Source organism: Campylobacter sp. BCW_4338 (assembly GCF_001763255.1).
In the GTDB taxonomy this organism is placed as follows: Bacteria; Campylobacterota; Campylobacteria; order Campylobacterales; family Campylobacteraceae; genus Campylobacter_D; species Campylobacter_D jejuni.
This window is the reverse complement of sequence record NZ_MJYJ01000025.1, coordinates 44732-67315: the sequence shown is the minus strand read 5'-3', so window position 1 is coordinate 67315 and position 22584 is coordinate 44732. Positions and strand designations below refer to the sequence as shown.

The 22584-nt window shown below is 30.2% G+C and carries 24 protein-coding genes and 1 pseudogene; 12 read left to right on the top strand and 13 right to left on the bottom strand.

From position 1 onward, the window contains the following. Position 1 precedes the first annotated feature (1 nt). The 8 genes from AJN69_RS02730 to AJN69_RS02695 form a co-directional block, all read right to left on the bottom strand. A complete protein-coding gene (locus tag AJN69_RS02730) occupies positions 2-1051 on the bottom strand; it encodes a glycosyltransferase family 2 protein (RefSeq protein WP_041176846.1) in 1050 nt (349 codons plus the stop codon). Continuing rightward, positions 1038-2669, bottom strand: coding sequence for a glycosyltransferase (locus AJN69_RS02725; protein ID WP_053869663.1), 1632 nt, complete (start codon positions 2667-2669; stop codon positions 1038-1040). Before AJN69_RS02725 ends, AJN69_RS02730 begins: the two co-directional genes overlap by 14 nt. After that, entirely contained in the window at positions 2669-3616 is a 948-nt protein-coding gene (locus AJN69_RS02720; protein WP_057034865.1) for an SIS domain-containing protein, read from the bottom strand. Before AJN69_RS02720 ends, AJN69_RS02725 begins: the two co-directional genes overlap by 1 nt. A gap of 9 nt (positions 3617-3625) precedes the next feature. Next, on the bottom strand, positions 3626-5284 hold the full coding sequence (locus AJN69_RS02715; protein WP_002781121.1) for a polysaccharide biosynthesis/export family protein: 1659 nt from the start codon (positions 5282-5284) through the stop codon (positions 3626-3628). Between the two features lies 1 nt (position 5285). Beyond that, the gene (locus AJN69_RS02710; RefSeq protein ID WP_002858848.1) at positions 5286-6404 is read right to left on the bottom strand and encodes a capsule polysaccharide transporter; all 1119 of its coding nucleotides are present in this window, start codon (positions 6402-6404) and stop codon (positions 5286-5288) included. Next, positions 6404-7066: an ABC transporter ATP-binding protein gene (locus AJN69_RS02705; RefSeq protein WP_002883229.1), complete on the bottom strand. Its 663-nt coding sequence runs from the start codon at positions 7064-7066 to the stop codon at positions 6404-6406. Before AJN69_RS02705 ends, AJN69_RS02710 begins: the two co-directional genes overlap by 1 nt. Then, a complete protein-coding gene (locus tag AJN69_RS02700; RefSeq protein WP_022552423.1) occupies positions 7063-7845 on the bottom strand; it encodes an ABC transporter permease in 783 nt (260 codons plus the stop codon). Before AJN69_RS02700 ends, AJN69_RS02705 begins: the two co-directional genes overlap by 4 nt. Before the next feature lie 71 nt (positions 7846-7916). Further along, the gene (locus tag AJN69_RS02695; RefSeq protein ID WP_002871865.1) at positions 7917-8324 is read right to left on the bottom strand and encodes a hypothetical protein; all 408 of its coding nucleotides are present in this window, start codon (positions 8322-8324) and stop codon (positions 7917-7919) included. A 75-nt stretch (positions 8325-8399) separates the two neighbouring features. On the opposite strand from AJN69_RS02695, the gene ciaI reads away from it, so the two are divergent. From ciaI to AJN69_RS02680, 3 genes are read left to right on the top strand one after another with little or no spacing between them, the layout of a single operon-like run. Further along, positions 8400-8963: an intracellular survival protein CiaI gene (gene ciaI / locus AJN69_RS02690; protein ID WP_052785470.1), complete on the top strand. Its 564-nt coding sequence runs from the start codon at positions 8400-8402 to the stop codon at positions 8961-8963. A gap of 35 nt (positions 8964-8998) precedes the next feature. Continuing rightward, the gene (dut, locus tag AJN69_RS02685) at positions 8999-9688 is read left to right on the top strand and encodes a dUTPase (RefSeq protein ID WP_052785471.1); all 690 of its coding nucleotides are present in this window, start codon (positions 8999-9001) and stop codon (positions 9686-9688) included. Between the two features lies 1 nt (position 9689). Next, positions 9690-10403: an EI24 domain-containing protein gene (locus AJN69_RS02680; RefSeq protein ID WP_052782865.1), complete on the top strand. Its 714-nt coding sequence runs from the start codon at positions 9690-9692 to the stop codon at positions 10401-10403. Here the strand turns inward: AJN69_RS02680 and tilS are convergent. Both tilS and rimO read right to left on the bottom strand, forming a co-directional pair. Next, a complete protein-coding gene (gene tilS, locus AJN69_RS02675) occupies positions 10386-11351 on the bottom strand; it encodes a tRNA lysidine(34) synthetase TilS (protein WP_052782866.1) in 966 nt (321 codons plus the stop codon). The genes AJN69_RS02680 and tilS overlap by 18 nt on opposite strands. Further along, positions 11341-12660 (bottom strand): 30S ribosomal protein S12 methylthiotransferase RimO, encoded by a 1320-nt coding sequence (gene rimO / locus AJN69_RS02670; RefSeq protein ID WP_042635935.1) that lies wholly within the window; start codon positions 12658-12660, stop codon positions 11341-11343. The genes tilS and rimO overlap by 11 nt, the downstream gene beginning before the upstream one ends. A 73-nt stretch (positions 12661-12733) precedes the next feature. Here rimO and prfB point away from each other — a divergent pair, with 73 nt between their 5' ends. Further along, positions 12734-13831 (top strand): peptide chain release factor 2, encoded by a 1098-nt coding sequence (gene prfB / locus AJN69_RS02665; RefSeq protein WP_002867022.1) that lies wholly within the window; start codon positions 12734-12736, stop codon positions 13829-13831. Between the two features lie 162 nt (positions 13832-13993). Here the strand turns inward: prfB and AJN69_RS02660 are convergent. From AJN69_RS02660 to AJN69_RS02650, 3 genes and pseudogenes are all read right to left on the bottom strand, one after another. Then, a pseudogene (locus AJN69_RS02660) lies at positions 13994-14305 on the bottom strand (hypothetical protein); the annotation flags it as partial. A gap of 121 nt (positions 14306-14426) precedes the next feature. Then, positions 14427-15545, bottom strand: coding sequence for a tRNA pseudouridine(13) synthase TruD (truD, locus tag AJN69_RS02655; RefSeq protein ID WP_022552432.1), 1119 nt, complete (start codon positions 15543-15545; stop codon positions 14427-14429). Continuing rightward, positions 15514-16335 (bottom strand): thiamine-phosphate kinase, encoded by an 822-nt coding sequence (locus AJN69_RS02650; protein WP_070287691.1) that lies wholly within the window; start codon positions 16333-16335, stop codon positions 15514-15516. Before AJN69_RS02650 ends, truD begins: the two co-directional genes overlap by 32 nt. Positions 16336-16421: 86 nt before the next feature. Between AJN69_RS02650 and AJN69_RS02645 the strand changes: the two genes are divergently transcribed. The 8 genes from AJN69_RS02645 (at position 16422) to flgK (ending at position 22569) form a co-directional block, all read left to right on the top strand. Beyond that, complete coding sequence (locus AJN69_RS02645; protein ID WP_070281090.1) at positions 16422-17495, top strand: DUF5644 domain-containing protein; 1074 nt, start codon at positions 16422-16424, stop codon at positions 17493-17495. Further along, positions 17492-17875 carry a hypothetical protein gene (locus AJN69_RS02640; RefSeq protein ID WP_002870895.1) on the top strand — a complete coding sequence of 128 codons (384 nt, stop codon included), beginning with the start codon at positions 17492-17494 and terminating at the stop codon, positions 17873-17875. The genes AJN69_RS02645 and AJN69_RS02640 overlap by 4 nt, the downstream gene beginning before the upstream one ends. After that, positions 17868-18551, top strand: a complete 684-nt coding sequence (gene rsmD / locus AJN69_RS02635; RefSeq protein ID WP_044778878.1) for a 16S rRNA (guanine(966)-N(2))-methyltransferase RsmD — start codon at positions 17868-17870, stop codon at positions 18549-18551. Before AJN69_RS02640 ends, rsmD begins: the two co-directional genes overlap by 8 nt. 58 nt (positions 18552-18609) lie before the next feature. Beyond that, positions 18610-19656, top strand: coding sequence for a flagellar basal body P-ring protein FlgI (locus AJN69_RS02630; protein ID WP_002826014.1), 1047 nt, complete (start codon positions 18610-18612; stop codon positions 19654-19656). Continuing rightward, on the top strand, positions 19656-19997 hold the full coding sequence (locus AJN69_RS02625) for a hypothetical protein (protein WP_070274206.1): 342 nt from the start codon (positions 19656-19658) through the stop codon (positions 19995-19997). The genes AJN69_RS02630 and AJN69_RS02625 overlap by 1 nt, the downstream gene beginning before the upstream one ends. Before the next feature lie 62 nt (positions 19998-20059). Then, positions 20060-20257 carry a flagellar biosynthesis anti-sigma factor FlgM gene (flgM, locus tag AJN69_RS02620; protein ID WP_070210358.1) on the top strand — a complete coding sequence of 66 codons (198 nt, stop codon included), beginning with the start codon at positions 20060-20062 and terminating at the stop codon, positions 20255-20257. A gap of 41 nt (positions 20258-20298) precedes the next feature. Next, positions 20299-20733, top strand: a complete 435-nt coding sequence (locus AJN69_RS02615) for a flagellar protein FlgN (RefSeq protein ID WP_070287690.1) — start codon at positions 20299-20301, stop codon at positions 20731-20733. Positions 20734-20742: 9 nt separating this feature from the next. After that, positions 20743-22569 (top strand): flagellar hook-associated protein FlgK, encoded by a 1827-nt coding sequence (flgK, locus tag AJN69_RS02610; RefSeq protein ID WP_070252595.1) that lies wholly within the window; start codon positions 20743-20745, stop codon positions 22567-22569. Positions 22570-22584: the final 15 nt, after the last annotated feature.

Genomic DNA, 22584 nt, shown 5'->3' with positions numbered 1-22584 from the left:
TTTACCTAAAATATTTTCTTTTTATTCTAAAAATCTTTTTTTTTATACTATAAAAAACACTATTATATTTTTTATAGTATTTACTAGGATCTTGAACAATGCAAGAAATTTCAGATATTTCACTAACTTTAAACACTGTTTTATCTAACTTATCATAAATAAGTGAAAAATCTTGTGAAAATTTATATAAAAATTCTAACTTATACTTATCATCAATACGCTTTAAATTCCATGAATATATTTTAAATTTAAAACAATAAAAAACATCTTGCAATCTACTTTTAAGCTCTAAATTCTTATCAAAAAACTTATCTAAAAACTCAAACTCATCGCAGACGCAATATATTTTATCTTTACTCTTAACCGAAGCATTTTCATTATCTTGTCTATAAAAATAAAACCCCTCTTGACAAAAATAAATACTTGAAGCCAAACTTAAAATTTGAAACCATAATCCTATATCTTGATAAGAAGCACCCTTTGTTTCATTTGCTCTTATATTGTATTTTTTAATAAAATCCATTTTATAAAGACTAGATTGATTCATATTCCAAGAATTTATAATAATACTTGGATTTAAATACGAATTAGTTTTTTTATTATATAAAGCTTGATCATAACATATAGAGAGGTTTTTAAAAATTCTTTCTTTCTCCTTATCTTCAAAACCAATAAAATCAGATTTAACTACTTGGCAATCTTGATTGCAAGCTAATCTATAAAGTTTTTCACACATATCTATTTTTACATAATCATCACTTTCAACTATTGTGCAATATTCTCCTTTGGCTTCTTTTAATCCTAGATTAATTTGATAACCCAAACTCTTTTTTTTTGAAAAAATAATTTTAATTCTACTATCTTGCTTTTTATATGATTTTAATATATCTATAGTTCCATCAATTGAATATGCATCTATACATAAAATTTCAATCTCTTTTAAACTTTGAAAAATCACACTGTCTAAACATTCTTTTATATATTTAGCCGAATTATAAGAAGGGATAATAACAGAAATTTTAGGTTTAACTAAACATTTATATGTTTGCATTCTTTTTAGCTCTCAAATCCTCAAAAAACCCCTTAGGATTAAAAAACAATTTTCTTGCCAAACGATAAAATTTAGTATGTGAAATCATAGCACCAAGATACTCTAAACCTAAAATTTTCATCAAAAATGAAAAAGGTCTTATACTCTTAAGCTCATACAAATAAGGTTTATAAATAAAAGATCCTAAAGGATAAAAGCTTTTATCATGTTTTTGTGCCATCAGCATTTTTTCTTTATCAATGATGATTTGATAAAAAATCCCATCATGCTCAAAACTATAAACTTCGTTAATCAAATAATAAAGCATTTCATACAAATCACACTTATCATCATTATTTTGGCTTAAAAAATCCAAAATAACTTTTTTTTCATCCTTCTTTAAAGTTAAGAAATATTCTTTCACTTGATAAAGTTTTTGCTCGCTTAAAATTAAATCTTGTTTATAATCTAAATCTAAATTTTTTGCAAAAAACCAAGAATGAGGTAAAATTCCTTTTTGAAAATAAAAAATATCACAATAATCTATACCATCAATTTCTTCTTTTATACTTGCATCCAAAAATATTTTAGTGATTTTTTCTTGTTGTAAAAAATCCAACAAAAGTTTATATTTTAACTCTTTAGCTATAAAAAAATCACTTATATTTTTATAAATGGTTTCTCCCACATAAACACTAATATCCTTAAAATCATAATTTTGGTCTTTAAAAAGCATTAAAACTTTTTCACCTTTGGCTTTAAAAACTTGCAAAGGCTTTAAATCATGTTTTTTGATATTTTTTAAATGCTTATAAAAAAGCTGATGATTCTTATCTTTATTTTGCATATAAGCATTTTGATTGGGTTCTACATGATAAAAATGATACATATAAATTCCATAAAAACAAGCCTCATGACCAAGCAATGAAAACCAAGATCTAAAACCTTTAAAGTTAAAAAAATTCCAATTTCTAGCATCATAGCTTAAATTAGTAGGCATTTTTTCAAAACTCACACAAGCTTTTAAAATTCTAGCAAAAAGATCAAAATCTTCATAACCATGCCCAATAAAATTTTCATCATTTCCACCTAATCTTAAAAACTGATGTTTATTTATCACAATACTTGAAGTAGAACTTGGGGCAAAAAATTTTACCCAAGTATTTTTTGCTGTAAATAAATCCTCTTGTATCAAAATATCCCAAAATTTCTCATCGTATTGTTTTAATTTTTCATTAGCATCTTTATTAAGATACACTACGGGTAAAACTACCAAAGCATTGATATTTTGAGAAATATTTTTAATTTGAACTAGTTTTAAAATTTTTTCAAAATTATCTAAAGAAATATAACAATCCACATCCAAAAATAAAAGAACATTTGAATGCGCATAACTTGCTCCTAAATTCCTACATCTTCCTTGAGAAAAAGCTTTTTGATTCATATCTTTAAGATAAATATGATGATTTGTTTGGATAAAATTTTTAAGCTCATGATCTTTAGATGAATATCCTTCAACAAAAATAAATTCTATATTCTCATCACTTTGAAAAGATTTAGCTTTCTGAAGAACCCTTTCTTCTATATAGGGACGTTCTTTACTTAAACCAAAAGGGATAATAACAGATAAAAGAGCCATTAAACATTTCCTATAGCATAAAGCTGGATAATACCTACAACTTTTTCTTCTTTCCCTACTATAATTTCTTTAATTTTATATTTTAGCATGATTTCTTCTGCTTCACTTGCCATAGCATCAGCATCGACTACTTTAGGATTAGTGCTCATGATTTCTTTAGCTTTAAAATCAAATCTTAGCTTATCTCTTGCCTTTAAAGCACGACGCAAATCTCCATCAGTGATGATACCAACCAATTTTTCATTTTCAAGCACCACACAAAGCCCTAGCTTTCCACTAGTCATCACATCAACAAGATCATTAAATTCAGTATCAGGATGCACTATAGGAAGATTACTTGAAACCATAAGATCTTTTACTTTAGTTAAAAGCTTACGTCCCAAACTTCCCCCTGGGTGAAAAAGTGCAAAATCATCAGGCTTGAAATTTCTTGCTTTCATCAAAGCAGCTGCTAAAGCATCTCCCATAACCAAAGTTGCCGTTGTTGAAGACATAGGAGCAAGCTGCAAAGGACAAGCTTCCTTTTCCACAGCTATATTTAAAAATATATCGCCTTGCTTTACAAGGGTAGAATTTTTTTTACCACACATTACTATAAGTGGAATTTTACGCTTTTTTATAGCTGGAATGATTTTTAAAATTTCTTCAGTTTCTCCTGAATTTGAAATAGCAATTAAAACATCTTCAGGAGTTAACATTCCAAGATCTCCATGCAAAGCCTCTCCTGGATGGATGAAAAAGCTTGGCGTTCCTGTACTTGCTAAAGTAGCTGCTATCTTAGCACCTATATGACCCGATTTACCCATTCCACTGACTATGCAACGCCCTTTGGTATTTAGCATCAAATTCACAGCTTGATTAAAATTTTCATCTAAATTTTTAGCCAAATCCAAAATAGCTTGTGCTTCTTTTTCAAAGACTTCTTTGGCTATTTCAAGAGTATTCATTTTTAAACCTTAAAGATTAAGCACAACATTGGTTGCAATAGCAATTTGATAAAGAATTTGAGTTAACATTGAAAAAATTTGCAAATTCTCACTATCTACTTTTGGCAATACCAACACAGAATCGCCTGGTTTCATATCTATACCACTATGATATTTTTCAGCTTTTCCATTGCTTCGTATCACCAAAACTTTTGAAGTATCCGCTCTTTCTCCATAACCTCCTGCAAGATTGATATAATATCTTAAATCTTTTCCTTTATCATACACAAAAGCTCCAGGTAAAGAAACCTCACCTTGAACTATGATGAGATTATTCTTACTTGGCACATTAATAGTATCACCATCTTCTAAAATAACCGAATTATAAGACTTTGGATTATCAATGACAATTTGACCCTTAGGCTCTACTTGCTTAGCTCTTTGGATAAATTCTAAAATCGTTTTTGCTTGTTGAGCTCTTATAGCTGCACCTTGAGCTGTAACAGAACCACTAGTTAAAGCTAGAGTTTCAAGCTCTTTAAGCTGAGCATTGATAAGTTCTTTTTGAGTTCTAGCTACACTTTTTCTAAACACTTGTAAAGCTTGCATGTTTGATTGTGGATTAGCTTTAATTAATTTAGAAATATCTTCTAAAGTCGTTCCTTTACCCACAACTAAAGTTTTTAAACCATTATGCTCGCCATTTACACTTATAGTTATATTTTCAGAAACATACTCAGGGTGAAATTCTACCTCATCTCCAGTTCTAAGTAAAACTTTTGAAAATTGCATTTTATTATAAGCACTGACATCAAGTTTATGATCTTCACCATAACTTTTTACGATAGCATTAGTCACGATAGGTTTAGCACCTGATACTCTAGCTAAGTCAGCTAAAGTTTTAATATCATTTGAAAGTTCAAAACGAAAAGGTCTTTGCACATCACCGTTAACAAAAGCGTAATTTTGAACATTTCCTACTAAAATAACATCTCCGCTTCTAAAAGGAAAAAGATCCATTTGCCCCTTTAGTAAAAAATCATATAAATCAATATTTTTTATCACGCTGTTATTACGCAAAATTTGAATATCTCTAAAACTTCCATATTCTAAATTTATACCCCCTGCTTTATCAAGATACTGTATCACTGAATCCGAACTAAGTCCTTGATAAAGTCCTGGAGCATTAACACTTCCTGTTACAAAAACACTGACATTTTGATAAGCATTCATATCTGCATAAACAAAAACATTGCTTTTATAGATTTTATTAACACGTGCTTTTATAACACTTACAAGGGCACTATTTTTCACACCTAGTAAATTTACAGCTCCTACTTTAGGGATAAAAATATTTCCTTGAGAATCCACCACTAAAACTTGCGAAAACTCAACAGCTCCCCAAATTTTAAGACTGATTTGATCACCAACTGCGATCTTATAATCTGGGTTATAAACTCTTTGATTGTAATTTTTAAAATTTCCATTAAAAAGATGAGCGCCAAATACTAAAATTTGATGAATTTTTGTAAGATTATTTTCTTTATTTGCTATATCATAATTTGAGCTTAAATTTTGATCTATGCTAGTTGTAGTAGAACCTTGATCCTCTGCTGAAATGATTTGTGAAACATCCACAGCTCCAAAACATAAAATACAACTAAAAAGTAAAATTAATATTTTTTTCATTTTAATACTTATGCTCCTCTATTATCATTTTAATAAATTTAACAATCCCAAAAATCAAAGATAATACAATAAATGCTGTTAAAATATCATAAATTCTTTCAGGATATTTTGCGCTTTCTGGAATATCTGGACTTTGAATGATGACAAGTTGCTTTATTTTTCTTAATGCTTCTATTCTAGCACTTTCATAAGCTTTTAAAGCTGCTTCATAAGCTTTTTGTGCAAAAGTAGCTTCTATAGTTAGATCTTGAAATTTAGCAGCCAAATCATTAAGCTTTTGAGAAGAATTGTTAGCTGAAATTTTAGATTTTTCCCTTAAAAGCTGTTTTTTAATCGCTTCAATTTCTGCTTTAAGTGCTACTACTTCAGGTGCTGCATCATTCATATAGCTTTGTAAAGTTAAAAGTTTAGCTTCTTTTTGAGCTAAATTAGTCTCAATTTGCGCAACCAAACTTGCTTTAGCTTCAGCTTGTTTCAAGGGATCAAAAACCCCATATTTATTTTGAAAAGCAATCAAATCATTTTGTGCTTTTTGATATCGTTCTTTGTATTTTTGTACTTCATTTTCAGCAAAAGCCATTTGTTCTCTAGCTGCTTTATGAGAGATTTCGTTGATAAACTTTTCGCTTTCTTGCATAATAGTTTGAGCAATCAAATGAGCTGATTTAGGTGTAAAACCTTCTACTTCTACCTGCAAAAGCTTAGTAGTTTCATCCGTATGCACCTTAACTCTTGCTTGGTAATATTTAAGATAAGATTCTATCGAACTTGAATCCCAAATTTTAAAAGGTAAATCTATATGTTGTTCTTGATAAAGACTTTTAAGTTTAATTTTCTCATCCAAAATTTTTAACATATCACTTGATTCTATATAACCTTTTAGATAATTTAAATCTTCACTTGCTGTAGAAGTACTACTAAGCAAAGACAAGATTCCACTTGTTTGAGCACTTTCTCCACTTGTTGATCTAACATCTAAAATCATCGTGCTTACATATCTTGGCGCTGCAATCAATGTATAATAAATCACAACAAAAATCATTATAAACCAAACAATTTTAAAAGAATCAAATACACTTAAATCTTTGATTTTTTCTAATAAAGTTTTATTTTCTTCCATTAAGCTTTTCCTTGATATACAGCTATTCCTTCATCTACATCATCATAAACCGTAATTTGTCCATTTTTCATATAAATTATTTTATCACACCATTCTTTAATTTCAGCTACATTATGAGATACCATAATCACTTTTGATTTGCTTAATCTTTCCCTATATAATTTCACGCTTTTTTCCCTAAAAGCAGGATCTCCAACAGCTCCAGCTTCATCGATCAAATAATAATCAAAATCAAAGGCCATACTAAGTCCAAAAGCTATTCTAGCACTCATTCCCGAAGAATAAGTCTTCATAGGCTCATCAAAAAATTTCCCGAGCTCTGCAAAATCTTCTACGAATTTTACTTTTTCTTGAAGTTCTTGTCCTTTATAACCATATACTCTAGCTACAAATTTGGCATTATCCCTAGCGGTTAAAGAACCTTGAAAAGCTCCATTTAAACCCAAAGGCCAAGATAATTTTTTATTGGTAATTATTTTACCACTATCAGGAAGCTCTGCCCCGCTTAAAAGTCTCATGAGAGTGGACTTACCTGCACCATTACCCCCCATCAATCCTATACTACAATTTTCAGGAAATTCAAAAGTAAAATTTTTAAAAACATAATGTCTTCCACCGCTAAATAAAGGATAAGATTTAGTTAGATTAATTAGCTTTATCATTCTTTTTTTACCGCCGTTAAAGCTTGTCTGTTATAGTAATAGACAAAAAGTCCTATAAATAAAACAAGTAAAATCCAAAATATAGCATAAAAATAACTATATTCATCTTGCAAAGGATAATTCTCAAAAAAATTAAATCTTAAAAGTTCAAAAATATGAAGTAAAGGATTATAATATAATATATCAAGTAAAGGACGAGGAGTTAGCCAAGTAGGAAGTATAACACCTGAAGTCCAATAAAACACTATGCTAAAATAAGTTAATAAAGTTCTTAAAGGCTCTACAAAATGCCAAATAATAGCAAAACAAACCCCCAAAGCAAAAGCTGAACACATAAGTAAAAAAATACAAAATAAAACTCCAAGTAAATGAACTGGGAATACATCAAATCTAAAAAACCATCCTACAAAAAAAAGCACAGTGATAAAAATCACAAAATAAATACAAAACTCAAGCAAAGTTCTAGCAATAAATACATGTATAGGCTTTACAGGTTTATAAGCAAAAAGAGCCAAATTTGCCTGAGTACCATTCATAAGTTGAGTTACTATACTTCTAAACATAAAATAAGGCATAATACCTGAAATTAAAAACATAAAAATAGAAATTCCTTCAGGCATAACTTGATGATGATATTCTCTTATAATAGTGACAATTGCTGTGATAGCAAGTGTTATTGACATTGGTTCTCCAACTACCCAAAGATAACCTAAATGCCTATTAGCACCAAATCTAGTTTTTAACTCCCTAAAAAATAAAGCGTGAATTACATTTAACATTTATTTTCTATACCTAACAATTTACATAAACTATAATCATAACTCATTTTTTTAAATAAAATCATAAAAATTTATTTTTTACAAAATTCAAGCTTTTTACTAAGTCCTAAAGCATTGTTAGTAAATTTAAGCCAAAAAAGCTCTAAAGCATAAATTTTTGCACTTTTATCAAGCTTAGCAAAGGGAAATTTAGAAAAATAAATTTTCATTTGTTCCTTGCTTGCCATTTTAAACTCGGCCTTAGCTTGCACACCTTTTAAAAAGGCTATTTTACTTTCTTTGGCTATATTAAGTGCTATACTTGAATTTTCACTGGCTAATCTTATATGCTTAGTATCTTCATGAGAAGCGATAATAAAAGCTAAATTCTTCTCATCAAAAGCATAAAAAGCACTAGCTGTATAAACACCTTTTTCATCAATCACAGCCCAAGATAAAAGTTGCTCATTTTTTATAAATTCTAAAATTCTTTCATCCATGATTATAAAAATTATACTAAAATATTTTTAAAAATAACCGATTTTTAATTTAAACTATAAATATAAGGGGAAGAAATGCAAATTGATGCTAGCAAAAACCAAAGTTTTTCGATGGATTATACAACAAAAAGTGGCAAACATTTAGCCTTATCTATGTATGACAATCAAAGCGTGAGTTATACAAATAATGAAGAAGGTAAAACTCTTAATCTTAAGCGTCAGTATGGCTTTAGCTTTACTTTTGAAGGCTCTAAGCTCACGCAAAATGATCTTGATGAGATTAAAAATGCTATGAAAGAAGTTGAACCTATGATCAAAGACTTTTTAGCAAAATCTAAAGTCGGAGAGTTAAAGCCAAAAGAAATTATAGAATCAGCTATGCAAATGGCAAATGTTCTACCAACACCAAATGATGAAAACCATCAAAATGCTATTATGAATAATTTTACAAATAAACTCAGTGATTTACTAAAACAAAATCAAACAAATAATAAAGATATCAACACTTCTATGCTTGAAGATAGCAAAAAACTTCTTGATGAAGTTTTAGAACAAATGAAAAAACAACTTGAAAAACAACAAGAAAAAGCCAAGGAAAATCAAGATAAGACAGATGATAGTTTAAATCTTTACGCTTAAATCATATAATATTAAAAATTATCAAGGAGTTTTTAATGACAAATATCGAAATTTTAGAAAATATGCTCAAACTCCAACAAAAACTCAACGATGAAACAAACGGCTTAAATTGGGAAAATGGCTACACCAAAGAAGGAAAACTGATCAGTTGGAGACGCTGTATTTATATGGAATGTGCAGAACTTATAGACTCTTTTGCATGGAAACATTGGAAAAATATTTCAAGTCCAACAAATTGGGAAAATGTGCGTATAGAGATTGTCGATATTTGGCATTTTATTTTAAGTCTTTTACTTGAAGAGTATCGCGATAAAAATGGAAAAGATTTGAAAGCTATAGCCACAGAAGTTAATGCTGTAAGCGTATTTCAAGATTTTTGCAAAGAAGAAGAATACCCTAATGAGGGTGATATTTATGGCATTTTAAATGATATAGAGCTTATTATCCATAAATGCAGTGGTTTTGGATTTAATCTTGGAGAATTACTTTCAACCTATTTTACCCTAGCTATTAAATGTGGGCTTAATCTTGAAATTCTTTATAAAACCTACATAGGTAAAAATGTTTTAAATATCTTTAGACAAAACCATGGTTACAAAGATGGTAGCTATAAAAAAACTTGGAATGGCAAAGAAGACAATGAAGTTTTAGCTCAAATTTTAGAACAAGAGCTTGATTTTGATACTATTTATAAAAAACTAGAAGAATGCTACAAAAAGGCATAATTTGGATATTTTAAAACTTGCAATCAAAGATTTTTTAAGTCTTAAATTTTTAAAATTTGCCTTAATTCCTTTGATTTTTAGCCTTATACTGATGCTTTTTTTAGGAGTACTTGGCTTTTCGGCCTTGCTTGATTATTTTAATTCTTTATTTAGCGTTGGAGAAGATTCGTTTTGGGCGTGGTTTTATGCCCTTCATTTTGTACAAATTTTAATCACCATCATAAGTTTTTTATTTTCAGGTTTTATTGTTGTTTTTGCTTCGGTTTTTTTAGCCCTTTTTATCACTTCTTTTCTTACTCCTTTTATCGCTAAAGAAATCAACCAAAAATATTACCATTATGATAATATAAACGAAGTTTCAACCCTAAAAACTATCTTTGAAATTTTTAAAATATTTATAAAATTTATAGGGATTTTATTGCTTTGCACCTTGGCTTTATTTTTACCTTTTATCAATATTTTTGTATATTATCTTGCTTTTTATTATCTCTTTCACAAACTTTTAATGATTGATGTTACAAGCACGATTTTAGACAAAGAAAGTTTTAAAAATTTTCATTCTGATTTTTCGCCTTTAGAGTTTAAATTTAGCACTCTTTGTTTTTATCTACTCTCATCAGTACCACTTTTAGGACTTTTTTTGCAAGTGTTTTTTGTGATTTTTCTCACACATTTAGGCTATCAAAGAATTTTAAAACTAAAAGCTAAGGCTTGAAATATCGATTTTATGATTGTATAAATAAGCTCTTAAAAGTCTTGGAATTTTAGCTATTCTACACTCTTCTTTAAAATTTTTAGTTAATTTTTGACAAGTTTCATACTCAAAAACAATAGCTTGTTCGTTTTTATATACAAGTGCTATTTTACCACCTAAAACACAATCACCTTTTAAAAGCTCTTTTCTTTGTGCCGTGCTTAAAAGCAAACCTTTCATTTTCACCGCTCTAGCAATCAAACTTTCATTTTTAGGGCAAATAAGAAGTCCTTGAATTTCTTTGATATTTTCAAAATCATAAAGTTTTTTCCTATCTTTATCAAGATAAGAAAAACTTCTTTTTAAACCCTGATGAAATTCACTCACAAAGGCATTAGAGAAATTTTTTCTTATATAATTTCTAAAATATTTTTCATTTTCATTACTTTCATCATGGAAATAAAAAATATCTTTTTCTTTTAAAAAAGATGAAATTTCATCTTTACTTATAAAGAGTAAAGGGCGTAAAAGTGTATAATTTGAGCGTTTTTCACACTCTTGCATACCTAAAATTTCAGCCAAACCTGCGCCTCGTGAAAGTTGCATCAAAAACCATTCAAATTGATCGTTTAAATGATGGGCTAAGATAAGATGGTCATAACCTTGCTCAAGACAAATTTTTTCAAAAAAATCATAGCGAAAATCTCTGGCTTTTTTTTCAAAGTTACTTTGAAATTTAGGAGCGTGTTTTATGAAAATTTTTTTATGAAATTTTAAAGCAAGTTCTTTGGCTTTTAACTCTTCTAAATCACTATTTTTTCTAGTTTTATAATTTATCATCACAAGATCAAAGTCGATCTTTTCTTGCATTAAAAGATAAAAAAGCGCACTAGAATCACTTCCATAAGAAAAAGCAAGTAAATTTTTACCCCTTTTTAAAAGGGCTAAAATTTCATCTTTAATTTGCATCTACTTTTCTTAAAGCCTTAGCAAGGAGTTTTTTATCAAGGTTTTGTAAAATTTCACATTCATAAATTTGCCCCATTTCCAAATTTCCACATTCGCTTTCATTAATAAGAATTTCCCCATCAATCTCTCTATCCCATCTTAGATCTTTAGCTGCGATAAAAAACTCTCCCTCGCTACTTTCTCCTGTGCAAACTACTAAACGCTTTTGCCCTACTTCTTTTTCAAAACTTTTTTCTATCACTTCATCAACAATTTTTTCTATGATTTTAAGTCTTTTATTGATCACTTTAAAAGGCACTTGCTCCATATCAAAAGCGGCTGTATCTTCTTCCTTAGAATACGCAAAAACACTCACCCTATCAAAACCAAAGTCTTTAACAAACTCACAAAGCTCTTCAAAATCTGCCTCACTTTCACCTGGATGCCCTACGATAAAGCCCGTGCGTAAAAAGCTATTTGGCGCACTTTTCATTAAATTTAGCATTTCTTTAAGTCTTGTGCTATTTGCCCCACGCTTCATGATTTTAAGCATATTATCACTTATGTGCTGCAAAGGCATATCAAAATAATTTACAAAAATTTCAGAAGCTATAATGCGTTTGATCAAAGCTTCACTCGCACTCGTAGGATAAAGATATAAAATTCTAGCCGCTCTTATGTCTTTGATTTTTTCCACCTCATCGATTAAGCGTATAAGCCCATCTTTTTCACCCTTATCAAACAAATAAGAACTCGTATCTTGTGCAATAAAAGAAAAGTCCTTATAACCTCTAGCTACCAAATCTTTAAGCTCAGCTATAATGCTACTTATCTCGCGAGATTTTAACTTGCCTTTAAAACTTGGGATAGCACAAAAAGAGCATTTTTGATTACAACCTTCGGCGATTTTTATAAAAGCATGGGAATTTGAACCTGTGATAATACGTTTGGAATTTTCACTTTGCAAATAAGTCGAATTTGAAAATAAATTTGTTTTTTTAAGTATCATTTCATCGATTCTTTCATAATCACCCACACCTGTGAAAAGATCAACCTCAGGAAGTTCTTTCATAAGTTCTTCGCGGTAACGCTGCATCAAACAACCCGTAACCACCAAAAGAGAATCTTTTTTTCTTTGTTCGTGCAAATCCAAAATCGCATTAATACTTTCTTTTTTTGCGCTATCGATAAAACCACAGGTATTTACGATCAAAACATCGGCTTTACTTGGTTCATCGCAAAGTTCATAAGCACTAAGGCGCCCTAGCATGATCTCACTATCGACTAAATTTTTATTACAACCTAAAGACATAAGATAAAGTTTTGACATTTTTTTCCTATATTAAAGTTTTCTTTTGATATAATTTTTGACTTTAAAAATATAATTATAGCAAAGAAATTTTATGGATAATTACGAATTTAGCGAACTTTTAAAAACTTTAAAAAACAAAGTCGGCAACATAGCCTCCATCATCAAGCCTGAAAATATCCAAACAAGGCTTAAAGAAATCGAAGAGCTTGAAAATTCTCCTTCTTTTTGGAGCGATGTAAAACAAGCAGGGATCATAGGCAAAGAAAAAACCAAAATCACCAATCTACTTAAAAACTATGAAAATGCTTTTAATGCCCTAAATGACGCAAGCGAACTTTTTGATCTGGCTAATAGCGAAAACGATACAGAAACGCTTGAAGCTTTATTTAATGACGCACCAAAACTTGAAGATACCATCACAAGTCTTGAAATTTCCATGCTTTTAAGCGGAGAAAATGATGGTAAAAATGCTATTGTTTCCATTCACCCAGGTGCGGGTGGAACGGAAAGTAATGACTGGGCAAGCATACTTTATAGAATGTATTTAAGATTTTGTGAAAGAGAAGGTTTTAAAGTCGAAACTTTAGACTTTCAAGAAGGCGAAGAAGCAGGACTTAAAGATGTGAGCTTTTTAGTTAAAGGAGAAAATGCTTATGGTTATTTAAAAGCTGAAAATGGTATCCATCGTTTGGTAAGAACTTCTCCTTTTGATAGTGCAGGACGCCGCCATACAAGCTTTTCAAGTGTTATGGTAAGCCCTGAACTTGATGATGATATAGAAATTGAAATCGAAGAAAAAGACATAAGAATAGATTATTACAGAGCAAGTGGTGCAGGCGGACAACATGTCAATAAAACAGAATCGGCTGTGAGAATCACGCATTTTCCAACCGGCATAGTTGTACAATGCCAAAATGACAGAAGTCAGCACAAAAACAAAGCCACCGCTTTTAAAATGCTAAAATCTCGCCTTTATGAACTTGAACTCATGAAACAACAAGATAGTGCTAATGCCGGAGAAAAAAGCGAGATAGGCTGGGGGCATCAAATCCGCTCTTATGTACTTTTCCCTTATCAGCAAGTCAAAGACAATCGCAGCGGAGAAGCTTTTTCTCAAGTGGATAATATCCTTGATGGAGATATCAAAAAAATGATAGAAGGCGTTTTAATTGCCTTAAAAGCGGAGTAACAGGCTTAAAAATAAGTAATTTCTGCAAAATGTCGGTATAAAAAGAATTAGAAAGATAGCGGGACTTTCCCGCTTGTTTTATTATCTTGCATAAAACCTAAAAGCATCATTCACAGAACAATAAATTCTTTTCTTAAAGTCTTTATCGCAATAAACACTCACAACTTTATAGTCTTTTTTATCGTTTGGATTTAATAAGAAAACATAGTTTGAGTATGGAGTTTTATCTATTTCTAAATCACGCTTCATTTCTTTGATTTTACCTTCTGGATCTTTAATATCACTAATTGCTCTGACTGAAGTATAATCATAAAGCTTATAATTTGGATATTTTTTCATAATCTCTTGATTACCTAAATCAAACATAGCTTGATCGTTGCCATTGTTCTTTAACTCGACTAAATCGCCATCGCCACAACCCACAATCAAAGTCATAGCTCCTAAAGCCAAAGCACTTGTTAAAATCTTTTTCATTATTTTTGCTCCTAGTTTTAAAATTAAATTAATATAACTATACCTAAATTTAAAATTTAAATATCATTTTTGCAATAAATTCTAAAGTAAAAATCACGTAAAAATTTAACTCATAATTATTTCATTCAAACAAATTTTTATGCAAAATTTCTTCTAAAACCACAGTAGCATAAGAGCCTTTTTGCAAGAAAAACTCTATACAAAAATGGGCTTTTTCTTTATCATAACGCCATTTTAACTCTTCTAAATATCCCCACATAAAGCGTCTTGAACCTTGCATTTTAGCCTTAAACTCCAAAGTATCTTTAAAAATTTCATTTTCTAAATTTAAGGCCAAACCTTCTCCTGTTTCATAAGCCTTAGCACCGATTAAAAGCCCCATAGCGCTTATAGCTCTTGCCTTAAAACGCCCAAGCTCAGCACTTAAATCCTCACATAAAAAACACTTTCCAAAAGGATAATGCCCTAAAACCTCACCTTTTAAAAGCTTAAAAAATTGTTCTTGTTTTTTAAGTTCCTTAGCTTCTTCTTTGGAGATTTTATAAATTTGGATCAATTCTTTTTCGCTAAAATCATTTGCAAAATGTGATAACTCCACTCTTTTACTCAAATAGCGATTAAAAAGCTCACTTTGAAAAGCTGAAATTAAAAACTCTTTCATTTTTACATTTTTCATCTTTTTACCACGCAAAATTTCAAGCCCTTCTTTATAATTATCCCCAAATTTTCCAAAACGCTGATAACCAAAATAATTCGCGAAACCTTGTTTATCCAAATTTATCAAAGCTTGTTCTAGTTTTAAAGCATCGCTTGGTAAAACTTTTTTTAAGCGTATGAAAAAAGAATTTCCTTTTAAATGGCCTATTCTTAGCTTGTTCTCATGGGTAAAAATTTCTAAAATTTTAAGTTTAGGATGAGAAAAATTTGATAAAAAACTCTCAAATTTTTTAGGCATAGAAAGGTATTGAAAGGTTGATCCTTGCTTGTCTTTAAGCCCTGCATAACCAAAATCTCTTATTTTAACCCCACTTGCTTCACTTAAAATTTTTAAAGCTTCATTTGTGGTTAAATCTTTTTTATTGATATGCAAAATAAGATGCTCACCCTTACCACTAAATTCATACAAAGGCCTTTCACGCACTACAAAATCATCGCTATTTTTACTAAAATACGCATTAATAGGACTGTGTTTTAAACTATACAAAGGCTTAAAAATGGTGTTCTCTTCCGCTAAATTCATATTTTCCTTTCACTGCTTTTCCAAAGATATTTAATTTCACGCCGTGTTTTTTGGCTATTGTTTCTATATTTTGCCATTCTTTTTCATCAAAAGCAAACAAAATTTCATATTCTTCTCCGCTATAAAGCGTATAATCATCAAGTTTTTTAAACCAAGAAATACCGCATTTATTTAAGGCTAAAAGTCTTGATAAATCCTTGCTTAAACCATCTGAAATATCCATAGCACAAGAAATTAAGGGTGCGATTTCATAAAAAAAACTAGCTCTTAATTTTGGCTTTATAAATACATGGTTTGGTTTTAAAGTGCCCCCATTTTGTAAAATCTCAAGCCCTTTTAAACTTCGCCCTAGTTTTCCTGTATAAGCAAGCAAATGTCCCTTTTTTAAACCTTTTCTAAAAATGGCTTTATCGTTAATCTTTGAAATGATAGTAAGACTAATGTCTATTTTATCATTACTTATAGTATCGCCGCCTATGATTTTTATATTAAATTTCCTAGCTGTTTTTAAAAAACCTTTTTGCAAGGCTTTGATCTCATTTTCGCTTAAATTTTTTGGTAAAGCAAGTCCTAAAAGTGCGTATTTTGGTACAGCATTCATTGAAATAGCATCTGAGATATTAACAAGCATTGCTTTTGTAGCGATTTGCTCTAAGCTAAGCCACTCTCTTTTAAAATGCACATTTTCAAAAAACAAATCCTTGCTAAAACACCAATCATTGATAATAGCTCCATCATCGCCATTTTTTTCATTTAAAAAAGCTTTGATAATAAAATCTTCTTTGTTCATAATGCGTTATTTTATAAAATTTCCTTTTAAATTCTAGTGAATTTTAGAAAAATTTTATATAATATAGAAATATTTAAGGAAAAACCATGAAAAAATTAGAATTAAGAATTTTTAGATTTGATAAAACCAAGGATTATGAAGCTTATTATAAACCTTATATTTATGATAATTATGAAAATTTTGCAAGCTTTTATGATCTGCTTTTGCAAGTTCAAGATGATGATATGTATTTTGATTTTGATAAAGATGAAGATACTTACATAGTTGTAAATAAGCAAATCATACCACTTTTTACACCTTTAGAAAAAATAGCAAAAGAATTTGATTTTAATCTTTGCATCGAGCCTTTAAGCACAAAAAGAGCCATTAAAGATCTTATCATCGATAAAAATGATTTTTTAGACAAATACAAATATCTTGAAAAATTTGGGGATGAAGAGGATAAAAAGCTTTATGCAAAATATGATTATTTATATTATGCAAGTGAAATTTTAGACTATCTTCCTGAATATATGGGTGATGGAGTGTTTTATTTGGCTTCAAAAATGATAGAAAAATATCCTAAAAAAAAGATAGAAATTTTAAAAACTCTAGCAGATAAAGAAAAGGGTATTTTTTATCATCTTGAAAGCAAAAATGAAATTTTAGAAACAACGATCAAAAACCTACAGAATGAAATTTTAAATTTAGGGCTTTTTGATAAAAATATTTTACACTTTGATTTACCTAAAACCAATGCTTTTGATAATGAGATCAAAGAACTTAAAGAAATTAAACATAATTTTAAAGATTTCAATATAGCTTTTTATGGTTTTAATGCTTGTGATACTTTAAAATCCAAACTTGAGGCTAAATTTATTTCCTATGAAAACAGTACAAAAAATAATGGCTTTACTTTACTGAATTTAAATCCCACACTAAGCTATAAAATGGCTGCAGATATTGTTTTGGACGCTTATGATAGCGGGGCTGATTTTATGGTAGTAAAAGAAGAAAAGGATTTTTATCTTTTTGATACTTGTGCTAAAAAACTTATGCAAACAAGTGGGAGAGAATTTGAAGACTTTTATATTTTAAGTCGTTTTGAGTTTTTAGCCCTTATCCAAGGTATACAAGCTCCATCATTAAAAAATCACACTTTAAAGGTTAGTTTGATATGAAAATCTCTTTAGAATGTAAAGACCTCATCATAGAAAAAACTTTAGAACTTTTTTTAAAAGATCATTTGGTAATGAAAAAAGATTGTGATTTTATCATTAGCGATGAAAAAATTCACACCGCAAAACCCTTATTTATCATCTCTAAGAACTCTCCATTTTTAAGCGTGCCATTTAGCAAAGAAGCCTTGTTTGAGTCTTTAAATGAATTTGACAATGCTTTAAAAGCAGCAGCTTTACAACTTGCACTTGAACAAAAAAGACTGCTTGAAGAAAAAATTGACGCTATTGCTTTGGAATTTAAAAAAGATTATGAAAATAAAATCGATCTTGCCATAAAAGATCTTAAAAACAAACTCGTAAAAGCACTTAATGATGAATGATGAATTTATAAGCGTTAAAGACTTTTTTAATCACAATGAAAAAAGAAAAAAATTTCTTCAAAAACAAGAAATTAGTTCCCCTAAAGAAAAAATAAAAAAAGTCAAAGAAACAAAGCTTTATACAAATATAGAAAGTGGTAAATACAAAGGGAAAAAACTACTTTTACCTAGTCTTACAACAACAAGAAGTACTAAAAGCATAGTAAAAAGTTGTGTTTTTAATGTAATAAGGGAAGATTTAAGAGATAAAATTTTCATTGAAGCCTTTGGTGGAAGTGCTTTAATGGCGGCTGAAGCGCTAAGTAATTATGCTTTAAAAGCTTATGCTATAGAACTTGATGTAAAAGCCTATAAAATTGCTTTAGAAAATGCTAAAAATATAGATCCAAATTTAGAAGTTATCCATGCAAATACTTTTGAAATTTTACCCAAACTCATAGAAAATTCAAAAAATAAAATCATCTTATATCTTGATCCACCTTTTGATATTAGGGAAGGTTTTAGCGATATTTATGAAAAAATTTATCATTTTTTAGAAAATTTAGATTTAAAGGCTTTAAATTTAATCATTTTTGAACACCACTCAACCATAAAAACTCCCGAAAAAATCCAAAATTTTCAAAAAGTCAAAGAAAAGAAATTTGGATCAACTAGCTTAAGCTTTTACGCTTCTTAACTTACTTGGAACACTTCTTGCTTGATCTATCATCAACAATAGATTAAAGGAAGAATCCATGAGAGTTTTAACGATATTTTTACTCTTTATGACAAGCATTTTTGCAGTACAAATCAAGGATGTAGCAAACACTGTAGGTGTAAGAGATAACCAACTTATAGGTTATGGACTTGTTGTAGGGCTTAATGGAAGCGGCGATGGAACAAGCTCTAAATTTACACTACAATCCATCTCAAACCTTTTGCAAGGTATGAATATCAAAGTAGATCCTAACGATATCAAATCAAAAAATACCGCAGCTGTTATGGTTACAGCCAAACTTCCAGCCTTTGCAAAAAGCGGAGATAAACTTGATATTACCGTTTCATCTATGGGTGATGCAAAATCTTTACAAGGCGGAACACTTTTACTGACTGCACTTCGTGGGATTGATGGTGAAATTTATGCTATAGCACAAGGCTCTATCTCAACAGGAGGTTTAACACCTAGACCAGGAGGAGCAGGTTCTCACTCAACTGCTGCAACCGTAATGGGCGGAGCTAATGTAGAAAGAGAAATTCCACAAAATTTTAGCCAAAATAATGATCTAACCTTAAGCTTAAAAGTAGCAGATTTTAAAACCGCAAATGATATAGAAAGAGTTTTAAATACCGTTTTTGGCGAAGAAGTGGCTAAAGCCATCGACTCTCGCACAGTAAAACTCAAAAAACCTGAAGATCTTTCAAATGTTGATTTTATGGCAAGAGTTTTAGAACAAGATATAGCCTATAAACCACAAAGCAAAGTTATCATCGATGAAAGAACAGGAACAGTGATTGCCGGAGTTGATGTAGAGGTAGAACCTGTTTTAATCACTCATAAAGATATCACCATAAAAATAGATCCAAACAATAACGCAGTAGCTAATCAAAATGAAATCGATATGAAAGATGGTGGTTTTGTAGATCCAAGTTCAAATACCTTAAGAATCAACAATGCAAAAAGCACAGTTGCAAATATAGCTAGAATGCTTAACAAACTTGGAGCAACCCCAAATGACATTATCGCTATTATGGAAAATTTAAAGCGCGCAGGTGCAATTAACGCGGATTTGGAGATCATCTAATGAAAGTGGATAATTTTTTAAATACTTATAGTATGAATAGTGCTTTACTTGATCGTGCAGCCAAACCAAGAAGTTTAGAATCAAGCATCAAAATAAATGACAATGATATAGTTACAAAGAGCAAAGAAGATGAAGCCTTAAAAGAACAAACGGATGCTTTTGAAGCATTTTTTTTAAAGCAAGTTTTAGACGTATCTTTAAAAAGTCAAAATTCACTCTTTGGAAAAGATGCCAGCGATGAAATATACTCTTCCATGTATAACGATACTATGAGTAAAGCTTTAAGTGGAGGTATGGGTTTTTCAAAATTATTATACGATTTTTTAAAAGAAAGGGGTTAAGTTTTTTAAATTTGGGTCGATATGGTTTGTAGAGGATTATAACTAAGATCAAGGAGGCAGAAATGATCAATCCTATACAACAAAGTTATGTGGTAAATACCGCATTAAATACAAATAGAATAGATAAAGAAACTAAAACAAACGATACTCAAAAAACGGAAAATGATAAAGCGAGTAAAATCGCAGAGCAGATTAAAAACGGTACTTATAAAATCGATACAAAAGCTACAGCTGCTGCGATTGCTGACTCTTTAATCTAAAACTTTCATTCTCCTTTTTTTGAGATAGAAAAGGAGAAAATATGCTTAAACAAAGACTTGATGAAGTAAATGCTATCTTAGCGAAACTTATTACTTTAACCGAAGAAGATATAGAAAATATCAAAGTGGCTAAACATGAGAGTGTAACGCCAAGTGTAGAAGAAAAAAACAAACTTATCGCCGAATTTATTACAGCTAAAAAACAACTTGATGTTGCCTTGGTTGAGCTAAATAATAGCTCTACAAAAGGGCTTAGTGAACTCTTAGATGATGAAGATAAACAAAAACTAGATCTACTTAAAAAAAATCTTCAAAACCTTCATAGTAAAAACAAAGAGTATGCTAAATTTGTTCTTATTGTCAAAGATTTTCTTGATGGCTTAGTAAATAAAATGTTTGATATCAATGATGGAACAAATAATGCTTATGGAGATAAAAAGACAAATCCAGAGTCAATTTTCAAGATCAATGTATAAGGATTTATAATGGGTATTTTTGGAACATTATACACAGGTGTTACAGGCTTAAAGGCAAGCGAAGTTCAAATCGCAACAACTGGAAATAATATCTCAAATGCTAATGCAACTTTTTATACACGCCAAAGAGTAGTGCAAACTACAAATGGGTATATTACCACAGGTGGAGTTCAAGTAGGCACAGGAACTGCTATAGAAAGTATAGTGCGTTTGCATGATGAGTATTCTTACTATAAATTAAAAGGTGCATCAAATCAACTAGAATACACTAAATACATGGCTTCAACCTTACAAGAAATCGCTCAGCGTTTTCCAGACTTACAAAATACTGGAATTTTGAAAGATTTAGAAAATTATAACAAAGCTTGGAATGATTTTGCATCTAACCCCAATGAAAATGCCACAAAAATAGCCCTTGTAAAAGCTTCTCAAACCTTAACAGAAAGCGTTAATAACACTTTTGCAACCTTGGATAAAATCCAAAAAAAAGTAAATGATGATATTAAAAATACGGTTGATGAGATTAATAGAATCGGTGAAGAAATTGCCACTATAAATAAACAAATTTATGGACAAGAAGCCTTACCAACAGAACACGCAAATGAGCTTAGGGATAGAAGAGATGAACTTGAGCTTACTCTTTCAAAGCTAGTTAGTGCAGTTGCAAGCAAAAATGAAATCAATCAAGACAATCGCCTTGATACAACCATCACTGATCCAGGACATCAATACAATCTAAGCATAGAAGGTTTTAGTATAGTAGACGGGATAAATTTTCATCCTTTAAAGCTTGATTATGATGATAAAAATAAATCTTATAGCATTTATTATGAAACTCCTGATGAAAAAGTTCGCGATCTTACTGCAAAGATTAACGGTGGACAGCTTGGTGCTCAACTTGACTTACGCGGTAGAAACTATAGCAAAAGCGAAGGAAAATATGAAGATGGAATTATCCAAGGTTATATGGATTCTTTAGATACTTTTGCTAAGACCATGATCAATGAAACTAACAATCTTTATGCAAGTTCTGCGAAAAGTTCTGTTACTTCTGATTATCTATCTGGACTTAAGGGAGATATTCCTTTAGTCAATTACGACAGAACCATACAACCAGGAAGTTTTGATATAGTCATTTATGATGATAAAGGCGATAAAAAACTCACCAAAACCATCACCATAGATGTAAATACAACCATGAATGATATCATGCGTCAAATCAATGCTAATACAGATGATAATAACGATCACAATGCAAATAATGATGTTGATGATCATATCAATGCAAGTTTTAGCTACGATGCAAAAACTGGAGACGGTTTATTCCAAATCAATGCAAAATCAGGCTTTAAGGTAGCCATTGAAGATAAAGGCACAAATTTCGCAGGTGCGTTTAGCATAGGTGGTTTTTTCAGTGGAACTGATGCAAGTGACATGAAAGTAAAAGATTCTATCTTAAATGATCCAAGCACAGTAAGAGCAAGCTCAAATGGGGTTGATAGTGGCAATGACATGGCAAATAAAATCATCCAACTTCAATATGAAAAAGTTAATTTTTATAATGAAGATGGTACTATCGATAATCTTACTATGGAAGAATATTACCGCAAACTTACAGGTAAAATAGCCTCAGATGGTGAAAATAACAATGTTGTAAATTCAAGCAATGAAACTCTTTATAATTCTGTTTATAGCGAATACCAATCTAAAAGTGGCGTAAATACAAATGAAGAATTAGCCGCTCTTATACAATACCAATCAAGTTACGGTGCTGCAGCAAAAATCGTCTCAACTGTAGATCAAATGCTTGATACCTTACTAGGACTTAAATCTTAAGCTCTAGTAATATCA